Annotated in this window: 16 protein-coding genes; all 16 read right to left on the bottom strand. The window is 45.0% G+C overall.

Features of this window, described 5'->3' with window-relative positions; all coding sequences use genetic code 11:
* Positions 1–5 precede the first annotated feature (5 nt).
* Complete coding sequence (dnaE, locus tag Xvie_RS08535; protein WP_086108904.1) at positions 6–3,488, bottom strand: DNA polymerase III subunit alpha; 3,483 nt, start codon at positions 3,486–3,488, stop codon at positions 6–8.
* A gap of 28 nt (positions 3,489–3,516) precedes the next feature.
* A complete protein-coding gene (rnhB, locus tag Xvie_RS08540; RefSeq protein ID WP_086108905.1) occupies positions 3,517–4,107 on the bottom strand; it encodes a ribonuclease HII in 591 nt (196 codons plus the stop codon).
* Complete coding sequence (gene lpxB, locus Xvie_RS08545) at positions 4,107–5,294, bottom strand: lipid-A-disaccharide synthase (protein ID WP_086108906.1); 1,188 nt, start codon at positions 5,292–5,294, stop codon at positions 4,107–4,109. Before lpxB ends, rnhB begins: the two co-directional genes overlap by 1 nt.
* A gap of 4 nt (positions 5,295–5,298) precedes the next feature.
* Positions 5,299–6,096: an acyl-ACP--UDP-N-acetylglucosamine O-acyltransferase gene (gene lpxA / locus Xvie_RS08550; protein ID WP_086108907.1), complete on the bottom strand. Its 798-nt coding sequence runs from the start codon at positions 6,094–6,096 to the stop codon at positions 5,299–5,301.
* A 3-nt stretch (positions 6,097–6,099) separates the two neighbouring features.
* Complete coding sequence (gene fabZ, locus Xvie_RS08555) at positions 6,100–6,552, bottom strand: 3-hydroxyacyl-ACP dehydratase FabZ (protein WP_086108908.1); 453 nt, start codon at positions 6,550–6,552, stop codon at positions 6,100–6,102.
* 163 nt (positions 6,553–6,715) lie between these two features.
* Positions 6,716–7,744, bottom strand: a complete 1,029-nt coding sequence (lpxD, locus tag Xvie_RS08560) for a UDP-3-O-(3-hydroxymyristoyl)glucosamine N-acyltransferase (protein WP_086108909.1) — start codon at positions 7,742–7,744, stop codon at positions 6,716–6,718.
* A 4-nt stretch (positions 7,745–7,748) separates the two neighbouring features.
* Positions 7,749–8,246: a molecular chaperone Skp gene (skp, locus tag Xvie_RS08565; RefSeq protein WP_086108910.1), complete on the bottom strand. Its 498-nt coding sequence runs from the start codon at positions 8,244–8,246 to the stop codon at positions 7,749–7,751.
* Positions 8,247–8,406: 160 nt separating this feature from the next.
* Positions 8,407–10,782 carry an outer membrane protein assembly factor BamA gene (gene bamA, locus Xvie_RS08570; RefSeq protein WP_086108977.1) on the bottom strand — a complete coding sequence of 792 codons (2,376 nt, stop codon included), beginning with the start codon at positions 10,780–10,782 and terminating at the stop codon, positions 8,407–8,409.
* 34 nt (positions 10,783–10,816) lie between these two features.
* Positions 10,817–12,169: a sigma E protease regulator RseP gene (rseP, locus tag Xvie_RS08575; protein WP_086108911.1), complete on the bottom strand. Its 1,353-nt coding sequence runs from the start codon at positions 12,167–12,169 to the stop codon at positions 10,817–10,819.
* A gap of 9 nt (positions 12,170–12,178) precedes the next feature.
* Positions 12,179–13,042 (bottom strand): phosphatidate cytidylyltransferase, encoded by an 864-nt coding sequence (cdsA, locus tag Xvie_RS08580; protein ID WP_086108912.1) that lies wholly within the window; start codon positions 13,040–13,042, stop codon positions 12,179–12,181.
* A gap of 9 nt (positions 13,043–13,051) precedes the next feature.
* Positions 13,052–13,747 (bottom strand): polyprenyl diphosphate synthase, encoded by a 696-nt coding sequence (uppS, locus tag Xvie_RS08585; RefSeq protein ID WP_244175556.1) that lies wholly within the window; start codon positions 13,745–13,747, stop codon positions 13,052–13,054.
* 337 nt (positions 13,748–14,084) lie between these two features.
* Positions 14,085–15,281, bottom strand: coding sequence for a 1-deoxy-D-xylulose-5-phosphate reductoisomerase (ispC, locus tag Xvie_RS08590; RefSeq protein WP_086108914.1), 1,197 nt, complete (start codon positions 15,279–15,281; stop codon positions 14,085–14,087).
* A 184-nt stretch (positions 15,282–15,465) separates the two neighbouring features.
* Positions 15,466–16,023 (bottom strand): ribosome recycling factor, encoded by a 558-nt coding sequence (frr, locus tag Xvie_RS08595; protein ID WP_086108915.1) that lies wholly within the window; start codon positions 16,021–16,023, stop codon positions 15,466–15,468.
* A 170-nt stretch (positions 16,024–16,193) separates the two neighbouring features.
* Positions 16,194–16,922 (bottom strand): UMP kinase, encoded by a 729-nt coding sequence (gene pyrH / locus Xvie_RS08600; RefSeq protein ID WP_086108916.1) that lies wholly within the window; start codon positions 16,920–16,922, stop codon positions 16,194–16,196.
* Between the two features lie 144 nt (positions 16,923–17,066).
* Positions 17,067–17,924, bottom strand: a complete 858-nt coding sequence (gene tsf, locus Xvie_RS08605; RefSeq protein ID WP_086108917.1) for a translation elongation factor Ts — start codon at positions 17,922–17,924, stop codon at positions 17,067–17,069.
* A 183-nt stretch (positions 17,925–18,107) separates the two neighbouring features.
* The gene (gene rpsB, locus Xvie_RS08610) at positions 18,108–18,833 is read right to left on the bottom strand and encodes a 30S ribosomal protein S2 (protein WP_086108918.1); all 726 of its coding nucleotides are present in this window, start codon (positions 18,831–18,833) and stop codon (positions 18,108–18,110) included.
* Between the last annotated feature and the right edge of the window lie 79 nt (positions 18,834–18,912).

Consider the following 18,912-nt stretch of genomic DNA (forward strand, 5'->3'; position numbering starts at 1 on the left):
CTATTCTAGTCAAATTCTAATTCTACCTGCTCATTACCCAGCAGAGTTCGCAGATCTGTCAAAAGGGTGTCTGTTGGCGTTATCCGCCATGTTGCACCAAATCGTAAACGGGCGCGGGCATCTACCCGCTGGTAATAAAGATGAACCGGTATCGTACCTGAACGGTGTGGCTCCAATGTACCACGGAGACGGTTCAATAATTGTTCATCAATTTGCCTGTCTGATAATGAGATAGCAAGCCCACGTGCAAATTTTTCACGGGCCTCACTGATATCCATTAATTCACGAACCGTCATTTTAAGCCCACCGCTGAAGTCATCAAAGCTGACTTGTCCGGTAGCAATCAAAATCTTGTCCTGTTCTAATAAATGCTGATACCTTTCCAGCGCATCAGAAAACAGCATGATCTCCAGCCGTCCTGAGCGATCATCCAATGTACTGATACCAATCCGGTTTCCCCGTTTGGTTGTCAATATTTTGGACGCCAATACCAAACCTACCACAGTTGTTACTTGACCACGAGGTGTCGGATTTACATCTTTTAGACGCAACCCATTCGTATATCGTTCAATCTCTTTCAAATAACTTGTGATCGGGTGCCCAGTTAAATACAGACCCAGTGTTTCCCGCTCACCATCCAAGACCACCTGATCTGGCCATTTAGGTGTACTGGCATATGAACGCTCAACCTGTTCTGGCTCTTCCGCCAACACGCCAAACATATCCGTTTGACCGGTAGCTTCAGCTTTGGCATGTTGATCCGCTGCTTTCAGTGCACCTTCCAGAGAGGACATTAGCGCCGCACGATGTGGACCCAGTCGGTCAAAAGCACCGGACATAATCAGTTTTTCCATCACACGGCGATTTATTTTTTTGATATCAACGCGTGCGCACAGGTCAAATAGTTCCTTAAAGTGCCCTCCTTTCTGCCGGGCTTCGATAATTGCTTCAATCGGCCCTTCACCTACACCTTTAATCGCACCAATACCATAAACAATTTCTCCGTCATCATTGACGTGGAAATGATACAAACCACTATTAATATCAGGAGGCAGAACTTTAAGCCCCATGCGCCAGCACTCATCCACCAGCCCAACGACTTTTTCAGTGTTATCCATATCAGCCGTCATCACAGCCGCCATAAATTCTGCCGGATAGTGAGCTTTCAACCATAAAGTCTGATAAGAAACCAATGCATAAGCTGCGGAGTGAGATTTGTTAAAGCCATAACCCGCGAATTTTTCCACCAAATCGAAGATTTTCATGGAAAGTTCGCCATTAACGCCCTGTTTTATCGCTCCTTCTTCAAATACTGACCGCTGCTTAGCCATCTCCTCTGGCTTTTTCTTACCCATTGCACGGCGGAGCATATCTGCACCACCAAGCGTATAACCCGCCAAAACCTGAGCAATCTGCATCACCTGTTCCTGATACAGAATGATACCGTAAGTCGGTTCCAATACAGGTTTTAAGGATTCGTGCTGCCATTCAACATCAGGGTAAGAGATCTCTTCCCGTCCATGTTTACGGTCGATAAAGTTATCTACCATGCCTGATTGCAACGGCCCAGGGCGGAATAATGCTACCAAGGCGATCATGTCTTCAAAGCAGTCAGGACGCAGGCGTTTGATCAAATCCTTCATCCCACGGGATTCAAGCTGGAACACCGCCGTGGTTTCAGAACGTTGCAGCATATCGAAACTTTTCTGATCACTCAGAGGAATAGCCGCGATGTCAATCGGCTCCAACTCTTTCCTGGCACGACGTGTATTCACCATCTCAAGTGCCCAGTTGATGATGGTCAGCGTTCTCAGGCCAAGAAAGTCAAACTTAACCAGCCCCGCATATTCCACATCGTTCTTGTCAAACTGGGTAACCGGGTTTTGCCCTTCGGGATCACAGTAAATCGGTGCAAAGTCAGTAATCTTGGTTGGTGCAATAACCACACCACCAGCATGCTTACCTGCGTTACGGGTGACACCTTCCAGTTTGCGCGCCATATCTATCAGCGCCTTAACCTCTTCATCCGCTTCGTAAATTTCAGGTAGTTGCGGCTCAGCCATAAAGGCTTTTTCCAGCGTCATGCCGGGATCAGGAGGCACCAATTTTGATATTCGATCAACAAAACCATATGGATGCCCAAGCACACGCCCAACATCGCGGATAACCGCTTTCGCCGCCATCGTACCAAAAGTGATAATCTGCGATACCGCATCTCGTCCGTACATATCTGCAACGTGATCGATAACCTGATCACGTTTTTCCATACAGAAATCGACGTCAAAGTCAGGCATGGAAACACGTTCAGGGTTAAGGAAACGTTCAAACAGCAGATCGAATTCCAGCGGGTCAAGATCGGTAATCGCTAACGCATAAGCCACAAGGGAGCCAGCACCAGAGCCTCGTCCCGGACCGACGGGAACACCATTATCTTTCGACCACTGGATAAATTCCATCACGATCAGAAAGTAGCCAGGGAATCCCATCTGGTTGATCACTTTCAGTTCAATATCGAGCCGATCATCATATTCTGGGCGTTTTTGCGCCCTGATCTCCGGATCGGGATAGAGGAACTCCAGACGCTCTTCCAATCCTTGTTTGGATTTTTCAATCAGAAAATCTTCAGTGCTCATTTCTCCTGTCGGAAATTGCGGCAGGAAATACTCACCAAGACGGATCGTGACGTTACAGCGTTTAGCAATTTCTACGCTATTTTGTAGCGCTTCAGGAATGTCTGAGAAAAGTTCACACATCTCCTGTTCACTGCGTAGATATTGCTGAGGGCTGTAATTTTTAGGGCGTTTCGGATCAGCCAGCGTATAACCATCATGGATAGCAACCCGGATCTCATGGGCATCGAAATCTTCGCTCTCCAGAAAGCAGACATCATTGGTTGCCACAACGGGAAGATTTTTTTCTGCTGCCAGTGCCACAGCCGCATGAAGATAGCTTTCTTCATCCTGACGCCCGGTACGGATTAATTCAAGGTAATAGCTGTCAGGGAAATGCTCCTGATAAAAATCGAGGCATTGATCCACCATCACACGATTGCCACGCAGCAGGAATTTACCCACATCCCCCATACGCGCACCTGACAGTAAGATCAGCCCAGCCTTGTATTTTGCCAGCCATTCCCGTTTGATGGTCGGGCCAATCGCACCATAACCTTTTTGGTAAGCCTCGGAGATCAACAAGGTCAGGTTTTGATAACCTTCATTATTGCGGGCAAGGATCGTCAGATGGGCATATTCATCCCCCAACAAATCACTTTCCACATAAAAATCAGCACCAATAATTGGCTTGATACCGGCACCGTGGGCACTGCCATAGAACTTCACCAATCCACACAAATTGGTAAAATCCGTAATTGCAAAAGCCGGCATTCCCAATTTGGCGATTTTTTTCACCAATGGGTTAGTTTTGGCCAAGCCATCAATCATTGAATAATCACTGTGAACACGTAAGTGCACAAAACGTGGTTCTGTCATAATCTGTCCAGATACTTATCCCAGATTTTTATCCAAGACCTAGCGCCCGTTTTACTGGGGCAAAACTTTTACGATGATGCTCCGTAGCACCCAAAGAAGCCAGTTTTTCGAGATGCAGGGCTGTAGGATAACCTTTGTGCTGCGCAAAACCATAACCAGGAAACTGTTTATCTAATTCTGCCATTTCTCTGTCACGCGTTACTTTGGCCAGAATGGAGGCTGCACTTATTTCTGCAACCAGACTATCGCCCTTTACGACTGCTTGTGTTGGCATGGCCAGCGCTGGGCAACGATTGCCATCAATCAGAACATAGTCAGGGGTGAGAGCCAAACCCTCGACGGCTCTTTGCATAGCAAGCATTGTGGCATGGAGGATATTGAGCTGATCGATCTCTTCCGGCTCTGCACGCCCGAGACTCCAACACAAGGCTTTTTCTTTTATTTCCAAATACAGTGCCTCACGGCGTTTTTCCGTGAGTTTTTTCGAATCCATTAAACCTGTGATAGGGTTAGCCGGATCAAGAATGACTGCCGCAGTAACTACAGCACCCACCAACGGACCACGCCCAACTTCATCAACACCGGCAATCAAATTCGCCTGAGGATAAACAAAATCCATTATCTTCTCGCTAATTCCAGAACGGCTTGCGCAGCCTGTTCATCGGCATCACAGCGAATGCTTTCGTGCAAATGCAAAAATGTTTGTTTCAACGCTTCCACATCAGCACCACCCAGCAAAAGAGGCAACAATGCCTCTGACAATGCTTGTGGCTTGCATTCATCTTGTAGTAATTCTTTGACTAATTCTTTTCCTGCCAGCAGGTTAGGCAAGGAAACATATGGTGTTTTCACCAAACGTTTTGCCAGCCAGAATGTAAAAGGTTTCATTCTATAACCCACCACCATGGGACATTTGGCCAGCATGCATTCCAGTGCTGCCGTACCGGATGCAAGTAATGTAGCATCACTGGCAATCATGGCTTCACGAGCTTTACCATCCAATAAATGGAGCTGCAAATCCGGTGCAATTTCGTCTTTAATGCGCTGAAACTGTTCACGCCGTCTGGCATTAACCAAAGGAACCAAGACATGCAGGTCGGGAAATTTCTCCCGTAATAATTGTGCGGTTTTTAAGAAATCAGCACTTAGCATCTCTACTTCGGCATGACGACTACCGGGCAGTATCGCCAGACAGTGAGCATTCAACGGGAGATTCAAAATTCTTCTGGCAGCTGCTTTATCCGTTTGCAAAGGCATTGCGTCTGCCATCATGTGCCCGATAAACCGACATGGGACATTAAACCGATCATAAAAAGCTTTTTCGAATGGTAAAAATGCTAATACCAAATCCGTTGCCCGACCAATTTTAAACACACGTTTCTGACGCCATGCCCAGACTGATGGGCTAACGTAATGGATCGTTCTAATTCCCTGCTGTTTAAGCCGACCTTCTAACGTAATGTTGAAGTCAGGAGCATCGATTCCAATAAACACATCAGGCTTCAACGCGATAAAACGCTCTGTTAAGTCTTTGCGTATTTTCAGCAAGCGAGGCAAACGCCCCAGAACTTCGACAATTCCCATTACTGCCAGCTCTTCCATCTCATACCAGGCTTCACAACCTTCCGCCTGCATAAGGGGGCCAGCAACACCTATAAAACGGGCGTGCGGAATTTTTGCTTTCAACGCGCGAATCAACCCAGCCCCAAGGATGTCACCGGATGTTTCTCCGGCGACCAAGCCAATTGTCAGCGGGCGCTGATTATCAATAATAGAAGAAAAGGTAGTCAAAGGAGTATCCTTCATCTACTTAACGAATGATGCCACGACTGGATTTTGCGGAATTTTCCAGAAAATCACTGAATACTTTCACATGCGGATTGTTTTCTGCTTGAAGGCCAATCTCTTGCCTGGCTTCTTCCAACGTTTTTCCACTGCGATAAAGCGCCTTATAGGAATTACGAATTGCATGCAGAGATTCTTTATCGAACCCACGACGCTTCATACCTTCGATATTCAATCCGAATGGTGTTGCATGGTTTCCTTGGGCGATAACGTAAGGAGGAACATCCTGCGCAACGCCAGAGCAACCACCGACCATAACATGAGAGCCAATCTGACAAAATTGATGTACCGCCGTCATTCCACCAATAATGACGTAATCACCCAAAATAACATGCCCACCCAATGTACCATTGTTCGCAATGATACAACGGTCACCAACGATGCAGTCATGAGCGATATGGGCATTAATCATCAGTAAGTTGTCACTGCCGACTTTAGTCAATCCCCCACCCTGAACCGTGCCCCTATGGATAGAAACACTTTCACGAATGCGATTGCGATCACCAATTTCAACGCGAGTTGGCTCACCCTGATATTTGAGATCCTGATTCACCTCACCAATGGAAGCAAATTGATAAATCTGGTTATCACGACCTATCTTGGTGATCCCATTAACCACAACATGGGATTTCAACTCAGTCCCTTCACCAATCTCAACCTGAGCACCGATATAACAAAATGGGCCAATGCGAACATTGGCACCAATGACAGCACCCTCTTCAACAATGGAAGAGGGGTGAATAACAGCGGTCTGATCAATCATGGGTTAAGCCTCACGACGGCGAGCGCACATCATTTCAGCTTCGCAAGCCACTTCTCCATCGACTTTCGCTACGCCTCTAAAACGCGCAACTCCGCGACGTTCTTTAATAAATTCTACTTCCATTACCATTTGATCACCTGGCAACACCGGACGCTTGAAGCGAGCGCCATCAATCGCTGCAAAGTAATACAATTCACCTGGCTCCAGCGATCCAACACTTTTGAACGCCAGAATACCAGTAGCTTGGGCCATTGCCTCAAGGATCAGAACGCCTGGAAAAATGGGTTTACCAGGGAAATGCCCCTGAAAGAATGGTTCATTAAATGATACATTCTTGACTGCGCGCAGAAATTTACCTTCCTCAAAATCTAAAACACGATCTACCAATAAAAATGGGTAGCGGTGAGGAAGTAAATCTAAAATCTCTTCAATTTGTAGAGTATGATTATCACTCATCTAAATACTCTTCCTGTCATATAAGAATCATAATATTAACGACACGGCCTGCGTTAACCCCAAACTCAGAGTTATCAGGCAGGCCGCAAAAAATCAAAAGCACAACCAAAAATACTAATTAAAAACGTTTAATTAAAGATGCCCATCCTAGATGCTAGTATGATTACTCGTTTTCACCGTCCAGTTGACGTTCAACTGACTTTAGCCGCTTATTCATTTCATTAATGTTCATGACTAAAGCGGCTGTCTTACGCCAAGACTTGTTCGGTTGTAACGGGATACCAGACGAATATACGCCAGACTCTGTAATTGGACGTATCACCATGCTCATACCAGTCACAGTCACTTTATCACAGATTTCCATGTGTCCATTAATGACACTGGCTCCACCAATCATACAGTAACAACCAACTTTCAGACTACCCGCCATAATGACACCACCAGCCACTGCGGTGTTGTCTCCGATTGTCACGTTATGAGCAATCTGGCATTGGTTGTCTATGATAACACCATTACCGATAACTGTGTTATCCAACGCACCCCGATCGATTGTTGTACAAGCACCGATTTCAACGCGATCTCCGATGATCACTGTGCCTAACTGTGGGATTTTAATCCAATTTCCACGTTCATTGGCATAACCAAAACCATCTGAACCTATAACAGTTCCTGATTGGATCAAGCATAATTCACCAATCTCAACATTATGGTATATCGATACATTGGCCCAAAGACGAGTTCCTGCGCCAATCCGCGCATTTTTTCCAATAAAACAACCGGCACCAACGATAACATCATCACCAAGCACAACGCCGGACTCGACAACTGCATTTGCACCAATCGCCACATTTTTGCCCAGAATCGCCTCAGAAGAGATAACCGCTGATGGATGGATATCCTGTGCAGGTTTTGGTGTCGTATCCATAATTTGTGCCATGCGGGCATAGGCAAGATAAGGATCATCAACAACCAGCGCGGCAACCTTACAATGAGGAAGGTCTGCTTCACGCAGCACAACAGCCGCAGCCTGACATGCAGAAAGCTTGTCAGTATAACGACTGTCGGATAAAAATGTAATTTGCTCGTTATTTGCTGAATACATCGGTGCAATGCCAGTGATGACGATATCGCCATCACCCTGCAATTGCGCATTCAACTGCTGAGCGAGATCAGCTAATCGAATTGAAACCATTTACTTATTTAACCTGTTTCAGTACTTCTGCAGTTATATCTTTACCAGACTCAGAATACACGGTGGCATTCGCATCCAAAACAAGATCGTAACCTTCTTTGCCTGCAACCACTTTAACCGCATCCTTGATACGATTTATAAGTTTATCTTGTTCTTCCATATGACGACGACGGTTGTCATTTTCAAAACCCTGCACTTTCTGAGCAAAGTCTTCACGTTTCGCCTTCATTTCTTTTTCCAGTTTTTCACGTTCACTGGCTTTCATTGTTGAGCCATCACGCTGTAATTTCTGGATTTTGGTTTTCAGCTCGGACTCCATACTCTGTAATTCAGTTGCACGGCTTTTAAATTCATTGTCCAATTGTTTTGCCACAGCTTCACGGGCAGGTAACTTTTGAAAAACTTCCATAACATTCACTACAGCAATTTTATCTGCCGCCTGAACGCCTGCAGAGAGTGCTAATGTCATACCCAAGCTTGCTGCACACAATAATTTTTTCACTATAAACTCCTTTGACCTACGCTATTTTAAAAACTGGAAGACTTAGGGCCTATCCCACTGAACTATGTAGTTTACCCTTTTCAATATGGGATTCACTCTCAATACCGCTCTACCTACTCTATTTAATAGTAGAGCGATTTTTACCAAAAATGATTAATAATTACCAAACTCCGCCAATATTGAACTGGAATTGCTCCGATCTATCACCTTCGTATTCCTTGATTGGCTTCGCATAAGAGAAGCTCAATGGCCCTAATGGTGATATCCATTGCAGAGCAATACCCGCTGAAACACGGATATTATTTGGCTTACTATAGTCTGGCACCCCAGCGTAAGGCTTCCAATTGGTATCCCACACAGTTCCCGCATCCACAAATAGAGAAGTCCGCAGAGAATTGGAATATTTAGCATCCAGGAATGGTGTCGGGGTAATCAGTTCGAAACTGGCGACCGCCGTGGCGTTACCACCTACAGCATCACGGGATGGGCTATTTTTCTCTTTACCCTCTTTATCCAAATAAACAGCTTTCGGGCCAATATTATTCGAGCGGAAGCCACGAACACTGCTGGAACCACCAGCATAGAAGTTTTCATAGAATGGCATTTCTTTGCCACCAAAACCGCTGCCATATCCTAGGCGTGTGCGCCCCATCAGCACCCATGACTGAGCATCATTCAATGGGTAATAACTTGTTGAGTTCCAAGTAATTTTATAGAACTGGTTATCTGAGCCTGGAATCGTCACTTTCGCATCCAGAGATGATTTCAGGCCAGATGTCGGGAAGAAACCACGGTTAAGATCGTTGTAAACCCATCCCACAGTTACCGAGAAGTCATTGGAGTCAAATCTCGCCTTGTCATTGAAGTTTGTTTTTCTGCCCATCTTGTCCAAATAACGCCACATCGCAACCTGTGGTCGCATGTTAGACAGGGAGTTATGTATATAACCCAGTCTCAATGATAAGCCGTTATTTTCATTCAATGGGAACCCGAGCATTCCCTCAGTGCCGTATGCTTTATTAGTATAATTCGAAAGATCAGCGTCATTGGCGCGGAAATCATTATAGAACACACGCCCACCCAGACTTACACCATCAACAGTGAAGAAAGGGTTAGTTATGGATAAATCGGCCGATGTTGAATAGTCATTTTTACTGGCGTTGATACCTACCGAGTTTCCGGTTCCCAGCCAGTTAGCCTGCTGGACACCAACTTGGAAACTCATGCCACTTTCTGTACCGAAACCAACACCAAAGTTCATAGAACCAGTATTGCGTTCTTTGACTTTGTAAACTACATCAACCTGATCTGGGCTGCTCGGTACACGTTCAGTCTCCACATCAACAGTGTCAAAATATCCCAATCGATTTAGGCGTTCTTTGCCCTGCTCAACCAAATCACTGCCCAGCCATGCACCTTCCATCTGACGCATTTCACGTCGCAGTACCGAATCTTTACTAACATCATTGCCTGAAAAGCGGATTTTACGCACATAGAAGCGATTGCCAGCATCAACATTCACATGCAACTTAACCGTCTTATCCGCATCATTGATTTCAGGTTGTGTCATAACACGAGGATAAGCATAACCATGGCTACCAAGCAGGTTTTTGATGGCTTTTTCCATCTTGGTTACTTCTGCACCGTTGTACAGCGAACCCGGCTCAATTTTTGTCAATTCACCGATTTGGGACTGGTAACCAGCCAAATTACCATTCAAATCAACGCCTGTGATTTTGTATTGATCACCTTCGGTAATATTGACAGTAATATAAATACCTTTCTTGTCCGGCGTCAGGTTAACTTGAGTCGAGCTGATATTGAAACGAGCATAGCCTCTATCAAGATAGAAACTACGTAGAGTTTCAAGGTCACCGGCTAATTTTTGTTTCTGGTATTTTTGGTCAGACGTCATGTTCCACCAAGGGACATCGTCCCTAAGTTGGAAATGGTTAAGCAACTCATTAGTTGAGAAGGCTTTATTGCCAACAATATTAATCTGTTGGATTTTGGCAGAAATCCCTTCAGAGAAAACAAGTTTCAAATCAACACGGTTGCGGGGCAGAGGCGTGACAACAGCTTTTACTGTCGCATTGTATTTACCAACACTGTAGTAGAAATCTTCCAGCCCTTTCTCAATATTGGACAGCATGGTGCGATCAAGGGCTTCACCAACACGGACACGAGAGGCTTCAAGATTTTGCTTGAGCATGTCATCTTTCACCGATTTGTTACCGGAGAAAGTAATGCTGGCGATGGTCGGCCGTTCTTTTACTTGAACGACAAGTGAATTGCCATCACGTAAGACACGAACATCTTCAAAGTTTCCAGTTGCGAACAATGAGTGAATCGTGCGACTAATATCTTCATCACTAACCGTATCACCTACTCGAACTGGCATGTTCAGTAATGCTGCACCAACGGCGACACGTTGAAGACCCTCAAAGTGAATGTCCCGAACTACGAATCCGTCTGAACCGTATGCAGTGGCGCTGCCGAACAGCAGCGACGCTATGAGCAACTTTTTCATCGCCATCGTTGTTATGCGTTTTCCTAACCGGTCCCCCACCTTAAAAGCGGGAGAAATCATTGAAAAGTGCAAGCCCCATTAATAACACCAGTAACATAGCACCAATGCGATAACTGAAGTCTTGTACACGCTCGGAGACTGGCCCGCCCTTGATCTTTTCGATAGCAAGGAAAAGCAAGTGTCCACCATCTAGTACTGGCAATGGGAACAAATTAATGATCCCAAGATTGACGCTAATCAGCGCCAAAAACATCAAATAATACACCAAGCCAGAATCAGCCGATACACCAGCGCCTTTGGCAATGGAAATCGGGCCACTCAGATTATTAAGTTTTAAATCGCCCACAATCAATTTGCCGAGCATCTTGACAGTCAGTTTCATCAATTGCCAGGTTTTGTCCCCTGCCTCATAAACGGCAGAAAGAGGTCCATATTGCTGAATAAATTTGTATTCATCCGCTAATGGAATGATTTTCAGTTCGGTGCCAGCAAATCCTTCTTCACGACCATTGGACAATTTTCTGACTTCAGGAATCAAAGACAGAGAAACCATTGTATCTGCCCTTGCAACGTCCAATTTTAGAGGAATATTAGGATTCTTCCTGACAAAAGAAGAAAAAGTGTGCCATACATCTACATCTTGGCCATTGACTTTAACGATCCTATCCCCACTTTGTAAACCCGCTTTTTCAGCAGCTGAAGCTGGATGAACGTTTTCCACTTGCGAACTAATCTGTGGAACAACAGGCATAATTCCCAAAGACAGCACAACATCCTGCTTGGACGGATCGAAAGCCCATTCACGCAAATCCAGTGTCTTTTGAACACTATCAAGCGAATTCATAGGTAAAACATCCACAGATACCGATGCCGTACCGACTTTATCTATCATGGCAAGACGCACCGAATTCCAATCAGGAGTTTCGATACCATTAACGGCTTTTAGTTCCATTCCAGGCAAAATATTTGCCTGTGCAGCAATAGAATTTGGCTTCACATCCAACACTACAGGGCGCACGGCTGGCACGCCAATCACAAAAACCAGCCAATAGGCGATCACCGCCAGAATGAAATTTGCGATTGGCCCTGCGCTGATCACTGCCGCGCGCTGACCAATAGTTTTGTTGTTGAATGCCATATGACGACGTTCGGGAGAAACTTCCTCTGCCCGTTCGTCGAGCATTTTGACATATCCCCCAAGGGGGATAAGGGCGATAACGTATTCAGTTCCCTGTTTATCTGTACGACGCCAAAGCACTTTTCCAAACCCGATAGAAAAACGTTCAACGTGGATACCACATCGTCTGGCAACCCAAAAATGACCAAACTCATGCACTGTGATGAGAATACCCAAAGCAACAATAAATGCAGCCAGATTCCAGAGAATATCCATTACGTACCTTCAGAGAGTAAATCCAGAAGAAATTAACATAACCAGCCCAGCAAATATTGGTACCGCCGCTGTTAGGCTATCAACCCTATCCATGACACCACCGTGTCCCGGAATCAATTGACTGCTGTCTTTGATCCCCGATTCCCGCTTGAACATACTTTCAGCCAAATCACCAAAGACCGAAGCAATAACTACTGCTGTAGAAATCAGCAATAGATGTTCTGGCATCGCAGAGACAGGAGCAAATTTCCCGAACAACCACGAAATCAACGCAGCAGTTAACAACCCACCGAAAAGCCCCTCAAGTGTTTTGCCTGGTGATACTTTGGGAGCCATTTTATGCTTACCCATTGTACGGCCAAAAATATAAGCGCCTGAATCAGCAGCCCATACCAACAGCATGACGTACAGCAACCACCATGCGCCATTATAACTATTATTTTCATAGCCCTGAGTACGCAGTACCATCATTCCACAATAAAATGGCACAATAGTCAGAACCCCAAATAACAGACGCAAGACAACTGATGATTTCCAAATGGAAGCAGAAGCAGGATAAGTCACCACCAGTAAAATAGCGGCTCCCCACCAAAGCATGCCAGCCCATAATAAATATACAATTTGTTTTTTTTCAATGAGATGGGAAAAATCAGATAAAGAATACTGCAAGGCTAATAACCCTACAGCAAATAACGCGGCCAGTGTGATACGTTTAGCCTGAGTGAAAAGACCTGCAAATTGTCCCCATTCCCATGCAGCAAGTGCTGATACAGCGATGACAACCAACCCAAACCCTGATGGGGGGAGGAAAAACAGCGCTACAATAACAAGAGGAATTAATATCAACGTAGTTAAAAGACGGTACTTCAGCAAGTTCTCCTCCTATGATCCCACTTCGGCATCGTCTGGTATTGCTCCGCCAAATCGGCGTTCTCGTTTAGCAAAGGCATTAATGGCACCTTCAAAGGCAGTTTCATCAAAATCAGGCCAAAGTATATCGGTAAAATACAATTCTGCATAAGCGATCTGCCATAACAGGAAATTACTGATACGATGTTCGCCTCCAGTCCTAATAACCAAATCAACTTCAGGCTGCTGACTTACACTGATAAAGCTACCCACTGTAGCTTCGGTAATCTCTTCTGGAGCCAACTCATTTGCTTTAATTTTTTCAGCAATTTGTTTAACACTCTGAAGCAGATCCCAACGACCACCATAATTAGCGGCAATATTAAGCTGCAATCCGGTATTGCCCGCTGTCAATTCAACTGAACGGCGGATACGCTCCTGCAACCGTGAGCCAAACCGACTGATATCACCAATAACAGACAATTTCACATTGTGCTTATGCAGGTTTTTTACTTCATTATCGAGGGCGAAAACAAACAACTCCATCAATGAACTGACTTCCTGCTGTGGGCGATTCCAGTTTTCGCTGCTAAAAGCATATAGCGTCAACGATTCAATGTTATGTTTAACTGAAAAACTCACGGCACTCCGCACCGCTTTAATTCCTGCTCGGTGGCCAAAAACTCTTAATTTGCCACGTTGTTTTGCCCAGCGCCCATTACCATCCATAATGATGGCAACATGTCTGGGTAACGTTGGCGATGAGTCACTATCATTGGGAGGTATCACTCAAAATAATCCTTAAATAACTAACCTGACTTTTCGATAAATTAAACCACTTTCAAACATAAAAAAGCCGTGTCACGTGTCAACAATTACCACGGATACCACGGCTATTTCTGGTTCGACCTGAATGAAAGCCTTTATTTCCGGTAAGCCCTAACACTCTTATCCATGATTAGAATGCAGGAACCAGATAATTGAATTGGCTATTATAGCAACTATAATTTACCCGCGAACTATAACATTTGCCCAAACGCAAACATATACTTATTAACGAAACTTGCTATTTGGCAAACGCCTTTATGGTTTCCCTCGCCAAAGCCCTTGCTATGCTGTCAATTTCTAAGACTGCTTCAATGCTTTGAGGTTCAGGTAAATTTATTTTTTCCACAACCAATCGATTAATTGTCGCAATATCTGTGAAGCGGATTCCATCTTTCAAAAAAATATCAACTGTTTCTTCATTTGCTGCATTCAAAGCCGTTGTGGCCGCCTGCCCTTGATGACAAGCCTCAATAGCCAGCTTCAAACAAGGATAACGCTGATAATCCAGAGATTCAAAAGTAAGCATGCTCAATTCAGTAAAATCCAATGGTTTTGCACCGGATGGAATGCGATTAGGGTAAGCCATTGCATAAGCAATTGGGGTACACATGTCCTGCGTTCCCAATTGTGCGATGATGCTGCCATCCTGATAACGAACCATTGAGTGGATGACTGATTGAGGATGCAATAATACTTCCATTTCATCTGCAGATGCATTGAACAGATGACATGCTTCTATATATTCCAATCCCTTGTTCATCATGGTGGCGGAATCAACAGAAATTTTACGTCCCATTGACCAGATAGGATGGGCACATGCTTCATCCGGGGTAACACCAGGTAATTTCTCTAAAAGTGTTTTACGGAACGGTCCGCCCGATCCCGTCAGAATAATACTCGATATACCGTGTTCTTTTAGATTTATATTGCCAAGGTTATGCTGAACAGCCTCTGGCAGACTTTGGAAAATGGCATTATGTTCACTATCAATTGGCAACAGTTGCGCGTTATATTGAACAACTGCATCCATAAATAGACGACCACTGGTAATCAGAGATTCTTTGTTAGCCAATAGTACTTGTTTGCCCTTACGGATAGCTGCCAAAGTCGGCAATAAACCTGCAACACCAACAATGGCTGACATGACTTGATCGACTTCTTCCAATGCAGCTAAGTCGCAAATGGCATCTTTACCAAACAGAACTTCGGTTTGGCTTCCCTGCGCCTGTAATAACTGGCGCAGTGCCTTCGCCGACTGCTCATCTGCCATTGCTGCATATTGTGGATGGAATTCCAAACATTGCTGTGTCATGACTTCAATATTTTTCCCGGCAACCAATGCGACGACATTGAATTTCTCCGGGTTATTTCGGACAACAGAAAGCGTACTTTTCCCAATCGAACCCGTTGAGCCAAGAATAGTTAACCGTTTCATTTTAATACTCTAAGTATGCTACTGATATAAAATCGCAATGGAAAATCGCAACAGAAAACCGTAATAGTTTGAGCGGAATAGATCGCTATGTCCATCGCTTGAAAAAGAAATGTGATACGAAGTGTAATATTAACGATAAGAACAACGCCGCAATTTTTGCGGCGTTGGATACATGAAATGGAAATTAGAAATCCATCAACTCAGTTTCTTTATTCGCCAGCGCTTCATCAATTTTCTTAATGAAGCTGTCGGTCAGTTTCTGAATGTCTTCTTGTGAACGACGTTCTTCATCTTCACTGATTTCTTTGTCTTTCAGCAGATTTTTGACCTTATCATTCGCATCACGACGGATGTTACGGATGGATACACGACCCTGCTCAGCTTCGCCACGAACAACTTTAATCAGATCCTTACGGCGCTCTTCAGTCAGCGGTGGCAATGGAACACGAATAATGGTTCCGGCAGAAGATGGGTTCAGGCCCAGATCAGAAGCCATAATTGCTTTTTCGACAGCCGCAGTCATGGAACGATCAAATACTGTGATCGCCAAAGTGCGGGCATCTTCTGCAACGACGTTTCCAATCTGACGCAATGGAGTCGCAGCGCCATAATATTCAACGCTGATGCCATCTAACAGGCTAGGAGAAGCACGGCCAGTACGAACCTTGCTGATTTGGTTTTTCAGTGCTTCGACGCTTTTTTCCATGCGGTCTTGTGCGTCTTTCTTGATTTCATTAATCACGTTACAAACCCTTGGGAGATGGTTATTTTTTAGGCCACCCATACGTGAATCACAGATAAGTGAATCAAATACACTTAGGGGTATGGCCCGTAGTCATTAAATTTGGCGCATTAAAACGCTGATCATACCGTCAAATTTCACCGATGTCTCTGAACACGAATTGTGAAAAATTAGTTGTGAGAGATCAACGTACCTTCACTTTCCCCCATCACAACACGACGAAGTGCGCCTGGTTTGTTCATATTAAAAACACGAATTGGCAGGTTATGGTCACGAGCCAATGTAAAGGCCGCCAGATCCATCACTTTCAATTCACGCTCCAATACGTCCTGATAAGTGAGATTATTGTAGAGAACGGCTTCAGGATCTTTTGTAGGATCAGCAGAATAAACGCCATCAACCTTGGTCGCTTTTAACACAACATCCGCTTCGATTTCAATGCCACGCAGACATGCAGCGGAATCTGTTGTAAAGAACGGGTTGCCAGTACCCGCAGAGAAAATAACAACACGACCGTGACGCAGTAAGCTGATCGCCTCAGCCCAGCTATAATTGTCACACACGCCATTCAGTGGAATGGCAGACATCAAACGAGCGTTCACATAGGCGCGGTGCAAAGCATCACGCATTGCCAGACCATTCATCACAGTCGCCAACATGCCCATGTGATCGCCTACTACACGGTTCATTCCTGCTTCTGCCAAACCAGCACCACGAAACAGGTTGCCTCCTCCAATAACGACACCGACCTGAATACCCAGCTCAACCAGTTCTTTGATTTCCTGAGCCATGCGATCTAAGACGCTGGCGTCGATACCAAAACCTTCTGCGCCTTGCAGGGCTTCTCCACTGAGCTTAAGCAGGATTCTCTGATATACGGGTTTTGCATTGGTTGCCATGGTGTTCAGTCCTAAGCAGATAAGGATTATTGGGGATTTATTACGACTTACTCAATTACTACACATCCACGCTATGCAGCCCAGATGTCAAAATTCATCATGAGATAAAACAGAACCGCCAATCGGCGGCTCCATTTAAGAAAATTAAGACTGTTTACTCATTGCTGCAACTTCTGCTGCAAAGTCAGCTTCAACTTTCTCAATACCTTCGCCCACTTCGAAGCGGATGAAGTTGATTACGTTAGCATTGTTTTCTTTCAGCAGATCGCCAACAGATTTGCTTGGATCCATCACGAAGTTCTGACCAGTCAGAGAGATTTCGCCGGTGAATTTGTTCATGCGGCCAGAAACCATTTTCTCTGCAATTTCACGAGGCTTGCCAGACTGCATTGCGATATCCAGCTGGATCTGGTGCTCACGCTCAACTACGTCAGCAGGAACGTCAGTTGGGTTCACGTATTCAGGCTTACTTGCAGCAACGTGCATTGCAACGTGCTTAATCAGTTCTTCGTTTGCGCCTTCAGCAGCAACCAGAACACCGATACGAGCGCCGTGCAGGTAAGAACCAACTGCTTCACCTTCCAGAATAGCAACGCGACGGATGTTGATGTTTTCACCAATTTTCGCTACCAGAGCAGTACGCGGTTCTTCAAACTGAGCTTTCAGTGCGTCGATGTCAGAATTTTTGTCTGCCATAACAGAAGCGATAACTTCTTTACCGAACGCCAGGAAGCCTGCATCTTTAGCAACGAAGTCAGTTTCACAGTTCAGTTCAACGATAGCTGCGAATTTAGCATCAGCCGCAACTTCAACCAGGATAACACCTTCAGCAGCAACACGGCCTGCTTTCTTAGCCGCTTTTGCCTGACCTGATTTACGCATGTTATCGATAGCCAGCTCGATATCACCATTTGCTTCAACCAGTGCTTTTTTACATTCCATCATGCCTGCGCCAGTACGCTCACGCAGTTCTTTTACCAGAGCAGCGGTAATGTCAGCCATTTGTTTTATTCCTCGATATGTCTCGCGGGAAGATAATACTCCGCGTGGAAAGTTCTATATCAGATAAAAGCTCTATATCAGATAATAGTTCTATATCAGATATGTAAAGGGGGCCATGACAGGCCCCCTAACCAATATATTTCAATACCTGGTCAATAAGGGCTCAAGAATGAGCATGCCTTATTATTCAGCGTCTACAAGACCTTCTTCAGCCTGAACAGCCAGATCTTGAGAACGACCTTCACGAACAGCGGTAGCTGCAGCGGTCAGGTACAGTTTAACTGCACGAATTGCGTCGTCGTTACCAGGGATGATGAAATCAACGCCGTCTGGGTCAGAGTTGGTATCAACGATAGCGAATACTGGGATGCCCAGGTTATTTGCTTCTTTGATAGCAATGTGTTCGTGTTCAGCATCGATAACAAACAGAGCATCAGGCAGGCCGCCCATGTCTTTGATACCGCCCAGGCTGTTTTCCAGTTTGCCAAGCTCACGAGTGCGCATCAGCGCTTCTTTTTTAGTCAGCTTGTCAAAAGTACCGTCCTGAGACTGAACTTCCAGATCTTTCAAACGCTTGATTGACTGACGAACAGTTTTCCAGTTAGTCAGCATACCACCTAACCAACGGTGATTAACGAAGTATTGGTCACAGCTCAGTGCTGATTCTTTTATTGCTTCGCTAGCAGCACGTTTGGTGCCAACAAACAGAATTTTACCTTTACGGGAAGCGATTTTGTTCAGCTCTGCCAGTGCATCGTTGAACATTGGAACAGTTTTTTCCAAGTTGATGATATGAACTTTGTTACGAGCACCAAAGATGAAAGGTTTCATTTTTGGGTTCCAGTAACGAGTCTGGTGACCGAAGTGAACGCCCGCTTGCAGCATATCGCGCATGGAAACAGTTGCCATTTTAGACCTCTATAAAGTTAATTGGGGTTATGCCTCCACAGATCCCATGACACCGACTCTTTGACTGCGAGCCATTCAT

Source organism: Xenorhabdus vietnamensis (assembly GCF_002127535.1).
In the GTDB taxonomy this organism is placed as follows: Bacteria; Pseudomonadota; Gammaproteobacteria; order Enterobacterales; family Enterobacteriaceae; genus Xenorhabdus; species Xenorhabdus vietnamensis.